The sequence below is a fragment of the Longimicrobium sp. genome (assembly GCA_036389135.1).
GTDB lineage: Bacteria > Gemmatimonadota > Gemmatimonadetes > Longimicrobiales > Longimicrobiaceae > Longimicrobium.
The window spans coordinates 13,582-28,336 of record DASVQP010000120.1 but is presented as its reverse complement, the minus strand read 5'-3'; the positions used below and the strand labels follow the sequence as shown (position 1 = coordinate 28,336).

The 14,755-nt window shown below is 70.5% G+C and carries 14 protein-coding genes; 7 read left to right on the top strand and 7 right to left on the bottom strand.

Features of this window, described 5'->3' with window-relative positions; all coding sequences use genetic code 11:
• Positions 1-202 precede the first annotated feature (202 nt).
• The 5 genes from VF584_24430 to VF584_24410 all read left to right on the top strand — a co-directional run bounded on the left by VF584_24430 (position 203) and on the right by VF584_24410 (position 3,842).
• Complete coding sequence (locus VF584_24430; protein ID HEX8213344.1) at positions 203-2,365, top strand: EAL domain-containing protein; 2,163 nt, start codon at positions 203-205, stop codon at positions 2,363-2,365.
• A 76-nt stretch (positions 2,366-2,441) separates the two neighbouring features.
• On the top strand, positions 2,442-2,762 hold the full coding sequence (locus VF584_24425) for a hypothetical protein (GenBank protein ID HEX8213343.1): 321 nt from the start codon (positions 2,442-2,444) through the stop codon (positions 2,760-2,762).
• A 7-nt stretch (positions 2,763-2,769) separates the two neighbouring features.
• Positions 2,770-3,141: a type II toxin-antitoxin system VapC family toxin gene (locus tag VF584_24420; protein HEX8213342.1), complete on the top strand. Its 372-nt coding sequence runs from the start codon at positions 2,770-2,772 to the stop codon at positions 3,139-3,141.
• 82 nt (positions 3,142-3,223) lie between these two features.
• A complete protein-coding gene (locus VF584_24415; protein ID HEX8213341.1) occupies positions 3,224-3,469 on the top strand; it encodes a hypothetical protein in 246 nt (81 codons plus the stop codon).
• Positions 3,459-3,842, top strand: a complete 384-nt coding sequence (locus VF584_24410; protein ID HEX8213340.1) for a PIN domain-containing protein — start codon at positions 3,459-3,461, stop codon at positions 3,840-3,842. The genes VF584_24415 and VF584_24410 overlap by 11 nt, the downstream gene beginning before the upstream one ends.
• Before the next feature lie 63 nt (positions 3,843-3,905).
• On the opposite strand, the gene VF584_24405 is transcribed toward VF584_24410, so the two are convergent.
• Positions 3,906-4,907, bottom strand: a complete 1,002-nt coding sequence (locus tag VF584_24405) for a hypothetical protein (GenBank protein HEX8213339.1) — start codon at positions 4,905-4,907, stop codon at positions 3,906-3,908.
• 356 nt (positions 4,908-5,263) lie between these two features.
• Between VF584_24405 and VF584_24400 the strand changes: the two genes are divergently transcribed.
• On the top strand, positions 5,264-7,186 hold the full coding sequence (locus VF584_24400; protein ID HEX8213338.1) for a di-heme-cytochrome C peroxidase: 1,923 nt from the start codon (positions 5,264-5,266) through the stop codon (positions 7,184-7,186).
• A 58-nt stretch (positions 7,187-7,244) separates the two neighbouring features.
• Here VF584_24400 and argH read toward each other — a convergent pair whose 3' ends face one another.
• The 6 genes from argH to argC form a co-directional block, all read right to left on the bottom strand.
• Positions 7,245-8,657 (bottom strand): argininosuccinate lyase, encoded by a 1,413-nt coding sequence (argH, locus tag VF584_24395; GenBank protein HEX8213337.1) that lies wholly within the window; start codon positions 8,655-8,657, stop codon positions 7,245-7,247.
• Between the two features lie 107 nt (positions 8,658-8,764).
• Positions 8,765-10,015, bottom strand: a complete 1,251-nt coding sequence (locus VF584_24390; GenBank protein HEX8213336.1) for an argininosuccinate synthase — start codon at positions 10,013-10,015, stop codon at positions 8,765-8,767.
• A 153-nt stretch (positions 10,016-10,168) separates the two neighbouring features.
• Positions 10,169-10,708, bottom strand: coding sequence for an N-acetyltransferase (locus VF584_24385; protein HEX8213335.1), 540 nt, complete (start codon positions 10,706-10,708; stop codon positions 10,169-10,171).
• On the bottom strand, positions 10,708-11,892 hold the full coding sequence (locus VF584_24380; GenBank protein ID HEX8213334.1) for an acetylornithine transaminase: 1,185 nt from the start codon (positions 11,890-11,892) through the stop codon (positions 10,708-10,710). Before VF584_24380 ends, VF584_24385 begins: the two co-directional genes overlap by 1 nt.
• Positions 11,889-12,674 carry an acetylglutamate kinase gene (gene argB / locus VF584_24375; protein ID HEX8213333.1) on the bottom strand — a complete coding sequence of 262 codons (786 nt, stop codon included), beginning with the start codon at positions 12,672-12,674 and terminating at the stop codon, positions 11,889-11,891. The genes VF584_24380 and argB overlap by 4 nt, the downstream gene beginning before the upstream one ends.
• Entirely contained in the window at positions 12,671-13,660 is a 990-nt protein-coding gene (gene argC / locus VF584_24370; GenBank protein ID HEX8213332.1) for an N-acetyl-gamma-glutamyl-phosphate reductase, read from the bottom strand. Before argC ends, argB begins: the two co-directional genes overlap by 4 nt.
• Positions 13,661-13,879: 219 nt before the next feature.
• On the opposite strand from argC, the gene VF584_24365 reads away from it, so the two are divergent.
• Positions 13,880-14,674, top strand: a complete 795-nt coding sequence (locus VF584_24365; protein ID HEX8213331.1) for an SDR family oxidoreductase — start codon at positions 13,880-13,882, stop codon at positions 14,672-14,674.
• Positions 14,675-14,755 lie beyond the last annotated feature (81 nt).

The following is a 14,755-nucleotide window of genomic DNA, read 5'->3' as shown; positions in this document are numbered from 1 at the left end:
CCGGCACTCGCACTGGCCCGTTCAGAGCGGAATCGTGACGATGGAGGCGGGAAGTGCGTCACGAACATGCATCGGGGGCGAGGGTGTCACTCATGACACTTCCGGAGCGGTTTGGGGGATATTACTATCCCTCTCCCGCACAACTCAGCCCCGCACGCCATCCACGCCGCACCAGCGGCGACACTCTGGCCGCCGAGCGCCCGTGAGCCTCGCCTCCCCATCCCGAACGGTTATCCCAGGCGCCGACCTCGCGCGCCTGGTGCGCCTCGCTACCCGCCTGGTGGAGGCACCCGCCGCCTTCCTCTCGCTGGCGGACGGTACGACCGTGTCCGCGGGCACCGGGGACGACGATGCGTGGCGCACCCGCCGCGAGGCCCCGCTCGCGCGCACCCTGTGCGGGCACGTGGTGGCCGAGGGGCGCCCGCTGCGCATCACCGACGCGCGCACGCACGAGTACGTGGACGAGGACCCGGGCGTGTGGCTGGGCGAGGGCGGCTACCTGGGCGTCCCCATCCGCACCGCCGACGGCGACACGGCGGGATCGCTGTGCGTGGTGGACTCGCGCCCGCGCGCCTGGACCGACGACGACGTCTCGACGCTCGCGGGCGTGGCGGAGCTGGTGGCGCTCGCCCTTCCCGGCGCGGGGATGGAGCGCGCGGCGGCCGGCTTCGTGGGGGCGCTGGGAACCGCGCGCGGGCGGATGTCGCTGCGCGTGCTGGAGAAGGCGGTGGAGACGATGCAGGTCGGCATCACCATCACCGACCTGGAAGGGCGCATCCTCTACACCAATCCCGCCGAGGCGCGCATCCACGGCTACACGGTCGAAGAGCTGCGGGGCAAGCACGCCCGCATCTTCGCCCCGGAGGACCGCCACCAGCCCTTCCGCGCCCGCGAGACGGACGGGGTGGTGAGCTGGAGCCGCGAGACGGTGAACCTGCGCAAGGACGGCACCCCCTTCCCCGTGCTCCTGCGCTCGGACGTGGTGGTGGACTCGCGCGGGCGCCCGGCCGGCCTCGTCACCTGCTGCGAAGATCTCACCCAGCGCAAGGCGCTGGAGCGCAAGCTCCTCCACAACGCCTTCTACGACCAGCTCACCGGCCTCCCCAACCGCGGCCTCCTGATCCACCGCCTGGACCTGGCCGTGGAGCGCGCGCAGCGGGGTGACGGCGCGTTCGCGGTGATGGTGGCGGGTCTGGACCGCTTCAAGCGCGTCAACGACGGCCTCGGCCGCGAGGCGGGCGACGAGCTGCTCTGCGCCGTGGCCGAGCGGATCCGCGAGTGCATCCGCCCCGACTCCATGCTCGCGCGCATGGCCGGCGACGAGTTCGCCATCCTGCTGGACGGCGCCGAGGGCGTTGCCGACGCCGTCCGAGTAGCGCAGGGCGTGCAGGCGGCGCTCTCGGCCCCCTTCCACCTTGCCGGCGGCGAGGTGTTCACGGGCGCCAGCGTGGGAATCGCGCTGTCCATGACGGGCTACGCCAGGTCCGAGGACGTGCTGCGCGACGCCGCCATCGCCATGTACCGCGCCAAGGACCGCGACCAAGGCCAGTACCAGGTGTTCGACCTGGAGATGCACGGCCACGCGATGGACCGCCTGCGGCTCGAAGGCGACCTGCGCCGTGCCCTGGAGCGCGACGAGCTCACCGTCCACTACCAGCCGGTGGTGTCGCTGGAGACGGGGCGCATCGCCGGCTTCGAGGCGCTGGTGCGGTGGGAGCACCCGGAGCGCGGCACGGTCCTACCCGATGTCTTCATCCCCCTGGCCGAGGAGACGGGGCTGATCCTGCCGCTGGGGCTGTACGTGCTGGAGCAGGCGTGCGCCACCTTGAGGCGCTGGCAGGACCGCCCGGGCTGCGAGCGGCTGACGATGGCCGTCAACCTGTCCGCCCGCCAGTTCACCCACTCCGACGTGGCGGCGCGCGTGGGCGAGGCGCTGCGCCGCTCCGGGATCGCGCCGGGCACGCTCAAGCTGGAGATCACCGAGAGCATCGTCCTACAGCTCACCGCCGAAGTCGCCGAGACGATGCGCCGCCTCAAGGAGTTCGGGGTGCAGCTCTACCTGGACGATTTCGGCACGGGGTACTCGTCGCTCTCGTACCTGCACCGCATCCCGCTGGATGCCATCAAGATCGACCGCTCCTTCCTGGGCCCCGACGCGGGCGCCGAGAGCCCGCACCTGGTGCGCACCATCGTGGCCATGGCGCACGCCCTGGGCGTCGCCGTCGTCACCGAGGGCGTGGAGCGCGAAGACACCCTCGCCGACCTGCGCCGCCTGGGCTGCCAGTACGCCCAGGGCTACCTCTTCTCCCCCCCTCTGGACGAAGCCGCCGCCGGCACCTTTCTCGCCGCCGACCAGTGCTGGTGAGCCGGGAACCTGATTCGCTTTCGCGCGTATCTTCCCTATAGGATCGTAGCTCGTGAAGCACCCAGGGGAGGATCGGATGGCGGCACTGGAGGAGGAGATTCTCGCGCGGCTGGCGAAGCTGAGCCCCGCCCGGCAGCAGGCCCTCCTGGACTACGCGCGCGAGTTGAACGGCGACCCGCCCCGCGCAGATACAGAGGCGCCTGTCGTCGCCGATGGAACCGCTCGCGCGTTCAGGGACGCGATCGCGTCTGGTCGCCTCCCATCCGAAGGCAAGCCGGTGGGCGTTCCGGGTGAGGCCCTCGAGTCCTTCTTCGGAATCTGGACGCCGGAAGAGGGAGCGGAGATGTGGAAGGCGATCGAGGAGGAGTGCAGGCGCGTGGATCCGGATGGCTGGTGAGCTTCTTTTGGACACCAGCATCCTCGTAGACGTCCTCGCCGGTAGCCGCGAAGCCCAGAGCGTCGTCTCAGGCTCCACGCGGGCTTACGTGCCGAGTATCGCGATGGGGGAGCTGTTCTTCGGTGCGGAGCGGGCGAACCGGCGTACTGCCGAGCTCGCGCGTGTCCAACGGTTCGCCATCATCAACGAGGTGCTCCCCTGCGATCTGGTGACCGCGCGCTTCTACGGTGAAATCAGGCACGCACTGAGACGGAAAGGGCGTCCCATTCCTGGCAACGACATCTGGATCGCCGCCCTCGCCCAGCAGCACGACCTCACCCTCGCAACGCGCGACGCGCACTTCCGTGAGGTTGATGCGCTTACTCTGCTGTCCTGGTAAGCTCGAGCCGGGAGCCGGTTTCGCTTTCGCGCGTATCTTCCCTATAGGATCGGGTTCGCGAGCGTGCAACCGGGGAGTGGGGATGAAGACGCAGGAGAAGGAGATCCACGAGCGGCTAGCGGCACTCACTCCCGCGGACCAGGATCGGGTGCTGGGCTACATTCGCCAGATAAGCGGGGAACCGCTCCGCGGAGAACCGGGGCACAACCTGTTGCGGTTCGCGGGTATCTGGACTGACGAAGAGGCGGATGCGGTCAGCAGGGCGATCGAGGAGGGATGCGAAACGGTGGATCTGGATAGCTGGAAGATGGATCCAGATGGCCGGTAAGATCCTCCTCGATTCCAACTTCATCATCGACCTGTTCAAGGGGAGTCTGGCCGCTCAAGGCTTACTCGCCGCCGCCGAGGAGGTGTTCGTTCCGGCGACCGCTATGGGCGAGCTGTTCCATGGCGCCGAGATATCGAATCGCCGTGAGATGGCGGAGGCGGAGGAGTTCGCGGCCCGCAGGAAGCTTCTCCCCTGTGACCTGGAAACGGCGCGTCACTACGGCGGGATCAGGGGCACCCTCAAGATCCGGGGCCGGCCTATTCCCGGCAACGACATCTGGATCGCCGCCCTGGCGCAGCAGCACGACCTCACCGTCGTGACCAAGGACGCACATTTCCGCGAGGTCGACGCGCTGCCCCTGCTGTCCTGGTAGTCCCACCCCCCCGGCTTGCTTCGGCGACCGGGCGCGAGGCCGCCTTCGGGTGGCCTCTGCTTTTTACGCCGGCCAATCGCCGATCAGCTCGATCTCACAGAGCTCCGATGGCCGCTGGGGATCGTCGGCGTCGACGACGGCCCAGAGGCGGTGGGAGTGGTCGCGCCAGAAGGCGATTCCCTCCACCTTGCCGTCAAAGGGCGCGCCCGCGGCGTCCACGAGCAGCGTCCAGCGGCCCCCCTCTCCGTCCAGAACACCGAGCACCGAGCCGGCCACGCGGCCGTCGCGGGTCGCATCGGGTGAATCCTCCGCGGCGGCGCTGAAGTACACGGTGCCGCCGCGCGCCGTCGCGTCGGTGAAGCCCAATCGGAGAGTGTCGATCGCGTCGAGGTGGTGCTGGACGACGTTGACCGGGACGGGCGGCGGGCCGGACGGGTCACCCAGGTACGCGAGGAGCGCGGCCAGCGGGAGGTCGCACGATGCATCGACCGGCAGGAGCCCATCGCGCGCGGCGCCGTTGCCGCGGTTGAAGAGGCGCACCACGCTCCCGACCAGCGCCGCCCCCTCGATGTTCATCTCGCTCCCGCTGAAGCGGCGCTCGCCGCGAAGCAGGGCATAGAGCGACGAAGCATCCACCATCTCCACCGCGGGCTCGGCGGTGTCCAGGCGGCGTGCCACAAGCACGCGCTCGCGCTTCGAAGTGGAGCCGGAGCCGAAGGCGAGGAGCACCTCGGCGCCGTCGTGGGGCACGGTGACGCACGCCTCCAGGTCCGCCTTGAGGTGCTTGTTGCCGCGCTGGTCGTCGAACTGGCGCACCCCGCCCTCCGCCGCCTCCAGAGCGATCGCCCGCACCTCTACGGTGGCGGGATCTACGAGCGCGAGAAAGGCGGCATCGTCCTGCACCACCGCCAGCCGCTCGCCCACCCACGCGATCCCCGAGCCCGCGCGCACGTGGGCCGGCCGGTCCAGTTCGGGGTCCGCCCCCTCCGTGTACAGGAGCGGCGCGGTCCGTAAGATCCGGGCCGTGAGGCGCGGGTCCGGGAGGATGGCGCGGGGGTTCGTCATGGATGCGGCTTGGTTGCGGTGCGGCGAAGTTCGAGACGCGCGGACGGTGCAAATCTCACGCGCGCCCAACCGCCGACGCGAGATGGACCCGCAGGCGCGCGCACCTTCGCATCCTCATCCCCACGAGACACTTCACCAGCGAAACCGTGCGCGATCGCCCGCCATCCGTTCCCGTTGGGGACACATATCGGGGAGGCGTGGCGGAACAGAATGCTTGCGTTCGGGCTGTACCCGATTCAATGTGCGCACCATACGCGTCTTTTAGAGCGCCACATGCAACAGGAGGTCACGAGCGAATGGCCTCTCAAACCCGGACCGGGAGTCGCGTCATGGTGCCGAAATCCTACTGGTTACCCGTGGCTGGAGCGGGCATCGTGGCGCTGCTGGCCGGCTGCGAGCCTAAAGGCCAGCAACCGGACGTGGGCACAAAGGACATCCCCAGCTCGACGGAGCCGCGCCCGCTGACGGCGCAGGAGCGAGAGGCGTTCTATCACCTGACGGAAGGAAGCGAGGTGATTCCGCTGGACTGGGTCAGGGCCCTCCGCGATTCGAGCACGGGACGGCCGTTCCTGGAGAACCCGGAACGGTTCGGCCTGATCGCCGATCCCGAGAACGCGTACCGTCTTCCGGTCGGCGTCACCGCGGGACCAACGGTGGACACGCGCTTTCTCGGGGTGCAGATGCTCGGCTTCAACTGCGCCGCGTGCCACGTGAACGAGGTCACGTACCAGGGGAAGCGCATCCGCATCGACGGAGGCCCGAGCCGATTCGACGCGGATGGGTTCAAGGCGGCGCTCGCCGGGAACATCCGGTATACCATCCGCCATCCGAAAGCGCTCATACGCTTCGTTCGGGACCTGAAGGCGCTGCCCCCACCGAACGGAGGTCCAGAGCCGCTCCGCCTGCCGAAGAGCCGCGACCCGGCGGCCGCCGAGGGGCTCCGTTCGCTCGCGGACGACACCGTCGCGCCGCACGACGAGGCCCTCCTGGCGGCGTTGGGGGAGGAGCTTCGCGCCGATTCGACCCGCTTTCCGGCGGTCGATCTCGAAAAGGTCCCGTTCGACAGCACCCACCCCGCTCACCAGCAGCTCCGCGCCCGGTATTCGCAGGAGGAAGGGAGCAGGGCGGAGTCGCGCTTCAGGGAGTCGCTGGATGCCCTCGAGACCGAGGCGCTGCGGAAGCTGGCGCCGCCGGCCAGCACGGCGCTTTCGGGATCACTGGGAGAGGTGATCATCATCGCGCGGCTGCTTCGCGACCGTGTGGCCACCATCACCGGGCTCAGCGGCGAAAAGGGCGGATCGGGACCGCCGGACGGCCCGGGGCGGGTGGACGCGTTCGGCGTGGCGCGCAACCGGATTTATCCCCAGAAGGCCGTGCCGACGAACGCACCCGTCAGCTACCCGCACCTGTGGGGATTCGGGCAGCAGGCCTGGCTGCACTGGGACGCCAACACCAACTCCGTGATGGAGCGCAACCTGGGGCAGGCGCTGGGCGTGGGGGCCGTGTACGACAAGCGCTCGATGCGCTCCACGCTGAATCCGGTCCACATCCACCGCCTGGAAGTGCTGGCGCGCCTCCTTCCGGAGCCGCGCTGGCCGTCCGCCTTTCCCCCGATCGACCCGGCGAAAGCGAGCCAGGGCGCGGGTCTGTTCGGCCAGCGCTGCGCCGGGTGCCACGCGGAGAAGCCGGCCGGCGACCCGTGCTATCCGATCGCGGTGGTCGGCACCGATTCCATGCGCGCGGTCAACTTCGCCGCCCCGCTCGGCAACGGGAGGTTCACGGACTCCGTCGCCCCCGTACTGCACGCCCTCAAGACGCAGGCGTACCGGACGTTCAAAGTGCCCGCGTCGCAGCAGGCAGTGATGAACGGGATTCCGGACAGCGAGGTGGTGTGGCGCACCACCCGGATGTACGGAACCCGCCCGCTGCGCGGCATATGGGCGACGGCGCCATTCCTCCACAACGGCTCCGTGCCCAGCCTGTACGAGCTGCTGCTGCCGGCGGCGCAGCGGAGCCGGAGCTTCCCCGTGGGCCACGCCGAGTACGACCCGGCCAAGGTAGGGTACGTCACCACGGCGCAGCCCGGCTCCAGCACGTTCGACACAAAGGTGGTGGGCAACGCGAACACCGGCCACGAGTACGGCACCGACCTTCCCGAGGAGGCGCGGCTCGCCCTGCTGGAGTACCTGAAGACGCTCGGCTCCTTCACCGGAGCCGCCGCGCCGCAGCAGGGCGCCGTGAGCTGTCCCAGCTTGCACGGAACGCAGGCCGGCGGGTAACAAAAGGCGGGAGCCCCGGATGGTCCGGGGCTCCCGCTTTCTTCATCTCGCCGTTTCTTCAGAGCTGAGCGCGAAGGGCCGCGATCTGCTCGCGCACGGCATCCGGCGCGGTGCCGCCGATGCCGGCGCGGGCTGCGAGCGAGGCGGCGGGGGAAAAGAGGTGGGCGAAGTCCGCGTCCGCGAAGTGCGGCGACACCTCCAGGAAGATCGCCCGGTCCAGCTCGTCCACGGCGCACCCCGTCTCCTCCGCGGTGCGCACCAGGCGGCCGACGGCGCCGTGGGCCTCGCGAAAGGGCATCCCGCGGCGCACCAGGAAATCCGCCAGGTCGGTGGCGAGCATGCCGGCATCGACGGCGGCGGCGCAGCGCTCGGCGTTCAGCTCCAGCGTGCGCACCGTACCCGCGACGGCCGGGAGAAGGGCTTCAAGCGTGTCAAAGGTGTCGAAGAGCGCTTCCTTGTCTTCCTGCAGGTCCTTGTTGTAGCCGGAGGGGAGCCCCTTCAGCACGGTGAGGATCCCGGTCAGGTTGCCTATGAGGCGCCCCGCCTTGCCGCGGGCCAGCTCCATGGCGTCCGGGTTGCGCTTCTGCGGCATCAGCGACGAGCCGGTGCTGAAGCGGTCGGAGAAGCGCACGAAGCCCCACTCCTGCGACCCGAAGACCACCAGGTCCTCGGCCAGCCGCGACAGGTGCATGCCGACGGTGGCACCCACGAAGAGCAGCTCCGCCACCCAGTCGCGGTCCGCCACCGCATCGATGGAGTTGGGGGAGACGGCGTGGAAGCCCAGCGTTTCCTTGAGAAGCACGCGATCCACGGGGAACGGGCACCCGGCGATGGCGCCGGACCCCAGCGGCAGGACGGCCACGCGGTCGCGCGCCTGCCCCAGGCGCTCGCGGTCGCGCGCCAGCGGCCAGGCGTGCGATAGGAACCAGTGCGCCGCCGAGACCGGCTGCGCGCGCTGCATGTGCGTGTACGACGGCATCACGGTGGCGCGGTGCGCCTCCGCCTGCTCCAGGAGGGCGCGCTGGAGCTCGCGCACCGCCGCGTCCAGCCGCGCAATCGCGCCCATCGCCCAGAGGCGCGAGTCGGTGGCGACCTGGTCGTTGCGCGAGCGTCCGGTGTGGAGCTTTCCGGCGACGTCGCCGGCCTCCTCGTACAGGAGGCGCTCGACGAGCGAGTGCACGTCCTCGTCGTGCGCGGCGCGCCAGTCGTCGGCGGACCACCCCTCCAGGCGGGCGGCCACGGCATCAAGCCCCGCCTGCAGCCGCAGCCACTCCGCGTGGGTGATGACCCCCGCCGCGGCGATGGCCGACGCCCACGCCTGGCTCCCCGCCACGTCCTCGCGCCACAGGCGGAGGTCCACGGGAAGGGAGCGGTTCAGCCGGTCCATCTCGGGCGCCGGCTCCGCGGCGAAGCGGCCGCCCCAGAGCTTGGGCTTCGGCGTGGGGTCGGGATGGGTGGCGGATGCGGGCATCGGTTCGGTCCCCGGTTGGGGTGTAAAGTCCTAAGTGCTAAGTGCTAAGTCCTGAAGTGCTGAGTGAGTTACCCAGCACTTAGCACTTAGGACTTAGCACTTCCCATTCAGTCCGCCGCCAGCTCTCCGGTCAGCGGCGTAATTCCGAGCGGCGCCGCCGTCTCCTGCTCCTTCAGCGCGGCGACGCGCATGGGGAGGCCGTAGAGGCGGATGAAGCCCGCCGCGTCCGCCTGGTTGTAGACGTCGTCCTCGCCAAAGGTGACGAAGCGCTCGTCGTACAGCGAGTAGGGCGAGGTGCGGCCCGCGATGGTGTGCGTGCCCCGGTACAGCTTCAGGCGCACGTCGCCCGTCACGCGCTGCTGCGTCACGTCCACCAGCGCATCCATGGCCGCGCGCTCGGTGGTCCACCAGCGGCCCTCGTACACCAGGTCCGCGTAGCGCGGGGCGAGCGCGTCCTTGAGCGCCAGCGTGCGCCGGTCCAGCACCATCTGCTCCAGCTCCGAGTGCGCGGCGTACAGCAGGGTGCCGCCCGGGGTCTCGTAGACGCCGCGGCTCTTCATCCCCACCAGGCGGTCCTCCACCAGGTCGATGCGGCCCACCCCGTGCAGCCCGCCGATCTCGTTGAGCCGCTCCAGCAGCGCCACCGGCGCGAGCGCCTCGCCGTCGACGGCCACCGGGTCGCCGGCCTCGAAGGTGATGGTGACGTACTCCGCCTTCGCGGGCGCGTCCTCGGGCGAGCGCGTGAGGAGGAAGAGGTCCTCGGTGGGCTCGTAGTTGGGGTCCTCCAGCGGGCCGCCCTCGTGGCTCACGTGCCAGATGTTGCGGTCGCGGGAGTAGATCTTCTCGCGCGTGGCCGTCACCGCCACGTTGTGCAGCGCCGCGTAGTCCAGCGCGTCCTCACGCGAGCGGATGTCCCACTCGCGCCAGGGGGCGATCACCTTCATCTCCGGCGCGAGGGCGGCGTAGGTGAGCTCGAAGCGCACCTGGTCGTTCCCCTTCCCCGTGCACCCGTGCGAGAGGACGGACGCGCCGATCTTCTGCGCCACCGCCACCTGCCGCTGCGCGATGATGGGGCGCGCCATCGAGGTGCCCAGGAGGTACTTGCGGTTGTAGATGGCCCCCGCGCGGAGCGTCGGCCACACGAAGCCGGTGAGGAACTCCTCGCGCAGGTCCTCGATGTAGCACTCCTTCGCCCCGGACGCGATTGCCTTGGCGTGCACGCCTTCCAGCTCGTCCCCCTGCCCCACGTCGCCCGCCACGCAGATCACTTCGGCGTCGTAGTTCTCGCGCAGCCAGGGCACGATGATGGAGGTGTCGAGTCCGCCGGAGTAGGCGAGGACGATGGTTTGCTTGGGCATTGGGGCGGTCTCCTGTATGGGTAGCTCGCGAGTTTTCGGCTCGCTCGTCCGGCTTTGTTTGGGAAGTGCTAAGTCCTAAGTCCTAAGTCCTGAACAGCTGTTACTTAGCACTTAGCACTTAGCACTTAGCACTTAGCACTTAGCACTTAGCACTTAGCACTCAAGTTCCTTCACCACCGCGATCTCATCGCACTTCTCAAGCTTGGCGCAGCCGCGGCAGTCCGCCCAGACCTTGAGGGGGAACATCTCCTTGGGGACCGTGCGGTAGCCCTGCTTGTGGAAGAAGACGTCCTGCAGCGTCAGGGCGAAGACGGTGCCGATGCCGTGGCGCGCTGCTTCTTCCTCGACGGCGGCCACCAGCTTGCGGCCCACGCCCATGCCGTGCGCGGACTCGTCGACCGCCAGCGAGGCCAGCTCGGCGAGCTGCGGCGTGTAGACGCGGAGGGCGGCGCACCCCAGCAGCTTGCCGGACCCGTCCAGCGCCACCACGAACTCGCGAAAGGTGCGGGCGAGCTGCACCGTCGTCTTGTGCAGCATCAGCTGCTTGTCCGCGAAGCCGTTGATCAGCACCTCGATCTGCGCCACGTCCGGAAGGAGCGCGGGGCGCACGACGATCTGCTCACCGGAGGATGCCGGGGCCGAGCCATACCCGTTGGGCACCAGGTACTCGGCACTGCGCACTGCGTTGTTCATCACAGCACCTCGTCCAGGATGTCGATCCCGCGCCGCAGCTCGTCGTCCGAGGCCACCAGCGGCGGGAGGATGCGCACCACGTTGGTCCCCGCGGTGCAGAGCAGCAGACCGGCCTCCAGGGCGCGCGCCACCACGTCGGCGGCCCCACCCTCCACTTCCACGCCCCACACCATCCCGGCGCCGCGAACATCGCGGACCTTGCGGTTGCTGAGCGCCAGCGCGCCCAGACCGTTCGCCAGCTCGTGCGACTTGCGCTTCACTTCAGCCATGAACTCCGGATCGCCGATCTTCTTGCAGGCGGCCAGGGCTGCGCTCGCCACCAGCGGCCCGCCTCCAAAGGTGGTGCCGTGGTCCCCCGGCTGCAGCGCCGCCGCCACCCGCTCGGTCAACAGCACCGCGCCCATCGGCAGCCCGCCCGCCAGCGGCTTCGCGAGCGTCATCAGGTCGGGGGTGACGCCGGCCTGCTCGTGTGCCCAGAGCGTACCCGTGCGGCCCAGCCCCACCTGCACCTCGTCGAAGACCAGAAGCGCGCCGGCCTCGTAGCACATCGTGCGCAGCGCCCGGAGGAAGTCGGGGGGTACCGGGAGGACGCCGCCCTCCACCTGCACCGGCTCGATGATGACCGCCGCCACGCGCCCGCCGGCCAGCAGCGCCCTCACGCCGTCCACATCGCCCACCGAGGCGAAGTGCACCCCCGGCATCAACGGGAGGAAGGGCGCCTGGTACGCGGGGCGGTCGGTCGCGGCGAGCGCGCCCATCGTGCGCCCGTGAAAGGAGCCGCGGAAGGCGATGACGTCGGTGCGGTCCTCGTGGCCCTCGGCGCGGGCCCAGCGGCGCGCGAACTTTAGGGCGCCCTCGTTGGCCTCCGCGCCGGAGTTGCAGAAGAAGACGCGGTCGGCGAACGAGTGCTCCACCAGCCACTCCGCCAGCTCCCCCGCGGGGCGCGTGCGAAAGAGGTTCGAGGTGTGGATCACGCCGCTGTCCAGCCCGGCGCGGATCGCGTCGGCCACGGTGGGGTCGCCGTAGCCCAGGGCGTTCACCGCGATGCCGCTGGTGAAGTCCAGGAACCGGTCGCCCTCTTCGGAGACGAGCCAGCACCCCTCGCCGAACACGAAGACGGGCCCCGCCGGACGGTACACGCCCAGGAGCGCGCTGCTGCCGGTGGACATCGCCGCTGTGGTCATCTCCACGCTCCTTCCGGGGTCGCCCCCGCTTGCGTCAGGACGGCGTGCACGCGGGTCCCCGCGGCCTCGTCGCCCAGCATCTCCACCCCGCCGATCCTCACCCGCCCCACCCCGCCCGCCGCCGCCCGAGCGGCCGCGCGGAGCTTGGGGGCCATCCCCCCCGCCGCCGTACCGTCCGCGATCAGCGCCTCCACCTCGTCCGCGCCGATCTCGCCGACCACCGCGCCATCCTCCAGCACGCCGGGGACGTTGGAGACGAAGAGGAGCTCGCCGGCCCCCATCGCCGCGGCCACCGCCGCCGCCGCGTCGTCCGCGTTGACGTTGAGGGCTCGCCCGTCCGGCCCGCGCGACACCGGCGACACCACGGGGACCAATCCCTGCGCGAGGAGGCCGTGGAGGAGCGCGCTCCGCACCCGCCGCACCTCGCCGATGCGCCCCATCGCCCCGCCGCGCGCCACGTCCGCCTCCAGCAGCGCGCCGTCCTCGCCGGAGATCCCCAGCGCATCCACGCCCGCCGTCAGGAGCGCGGAGGCGATCCGCTTGTTGACGAGCCCGGAGAGGACCATGGCGACGGCGCGCATCCCGTCGTCGCTGGTCACGCGCAGGCCGTCGCGCCACTCGGGCTCGGCGCCGAGGGCGCGCTGCAGGGCGGTGACCTCCTTGCCGCCGCCGTGCACCAGCACCGTCTGCCCCGCGCGCGCCGCGACGGCATCGGCGAGCCGCGCCAGCCACTCGCGGTCGTCCACCTCGTTGCCGCCCAGCTTGATGACCGCGACGCTCACAGCAGCCCCTCCGTCTCGTCCAGCCCGAACATCAGGTTCACGTTCTGGATGGCCTGCCCGGCGGCGCCCTTGACCAGGTTGTCGATCGCCGCCACCACCGTCAGCATCGGCGCCGAGACCCCGGCCACCCGCGTCACCCCGATGGCGACGCGGTTGCTCCCGACGACGTCCGCCAGCGTGGGCGCCCGGTCCATCACTTCCACGAAGGGCTCCGCGGCGTACGCGGACCGCCACAGCTCCGCCGGATCCTCCAGCGGCTCGCGGAGGGTGACGTAGATCGTCTCCAGGATGCCGCGCCGCACCGGGAGAAGGTGGGGCGTGAAGACGAGCTCCGGCGCCGTGCCTCCGTTCATCCGCGCCGCCTGGTCGCGCATCTCGGAAAGGTGGCGGTGCGTGTTGCCCAGCCCGTAGGCGCGGAAGTCCTCCGCCACCTCGGCGAAGAGGTACTCGCGCTTGGGCGAGCGCCCGGCCCCCGTGACCCCCGACGCCGCGTTGACGATCACCGGCCCGGCCACGTTCCCCGCGCACAGCAGCGGCGCCAGCGCCAGGAGCGCGGCCGTGGGATAGCACCCTGGGTTCGCGACCACGTCCGCCCCGCGGATCCGCTCGCGGTGCAGCTCGGGGAGGCCGTACACCGCCCCGCGCGCCCACTCCGGCGTACCGTCGCCCGGAACGCGCAGGTCGGCGGAGAGGTCCACCACCTTCGCCCCGGCCTCGCGCGCCCGCTCCGCCCAGCGCGCGGACTCGCCGTGCGGAAGGCAGGAGAGAACCACGTCGCATTCGCCCAGCTCCGCATCCTCCAGCCGCACCATCGCCAGTTCGGGAGCGCCCCGCACCGCCCGGGACAGCATCGCCCCCGCATCGCTCTGAGAGCTTGCGAGGGCGAGGGCCGCCCCCTGGTGCTTCGCCAGGAGCCGCACCGCCTCCTGACCCGCGTAGCCGGTTGCGCCCAGTATTCCAACCCGGACGCGAGAGAATCCATTCATTACGTAGAATATAAAACCGCTTCTCTGAATGGTCAACCGCTTAGGTGCATAACCATACGCCGCAAACTACGGGGCTTCGCGAGGGCACAGAGAGGACTACGAGGCACAGAGAACCCCTTCTTCCGTTCTTTCCTTGCCCTCCGTGGCTCTGTGTGAGGCTGTTTTCTTGCAACGCCGCTCGGCGGGCACGCGTGCAACCGCGACGACGGGGAGGACGGGATGGGTGGAGCGTGGGAGTACCGCGGGCGCTGGGGGCTGGTCACGGGCGCGTCCTCCGGCATCGGCGAGGAGTTCGCGCGGGCGCTGGCGCGTCGGGGGATGAACCTGGTGCTCGCCGCGCGCCGCGAAGACCGGCTGCAGGCGCTGGCCGCCGCCCTCCGCTCCGAGCACGGCGTGGAGACGGCCGTCGTGCCCGTGGACCTGGCCAAGCCTGGCGCGGCCGGCGTCCTCTGGCTGGAGGCTAGCGACGGGCGGCCCCTCCACCTCCTGGTCAACAACGCCGGCTTCGGGCTCAAGGGACGCTTCGACGAGCTCCCCGCCGAGCGGCAGACGGAGATGGTGCGCGTCAACTGCACGGCGCTGCTGGAGCTGGCCCACTTCGCCGTGCGCGACATGCGCCCGCGCGGGGAGGGCGGGATCATCAACGTCGCCTCCATCGCCGGCTACCAGCCGATCCCCTACCTGGCCGCCTACGCCGCAAGCAAGGCGTTCGTGGTCGCCCTCTCCGAAGCGCTGGCGGAGGAGAACCGCGAGGCGGGCGTGCGCGTCGTCACCCTGAACCCCGGCCCCGTAGCCACGGAGTTCCAGGACGTGGCGGGCACCGTCTTCGGCGACAATCCCGTGGGGCTGCGCACGCCGCAGCAGGTGGTCGCCGCCGCGCTGGGCGCGCTCGAACGCGGCCAGCGCACCATCACCCCTGGCCTCGTCAACCGCCTCAGCACCTACGTGGTGCGCGTTTCGCCGCGCGGAGTGGTGATCCGCACCGCCAAGACGATCATGAAGAAGATGCGGTAGGCAACGCGGATTTCCCCCTGGGAGCCGTGCACTTGCGGACCTCACGCGACTCCGCGGTGCCGCGTGAGATCCACGCCCTTG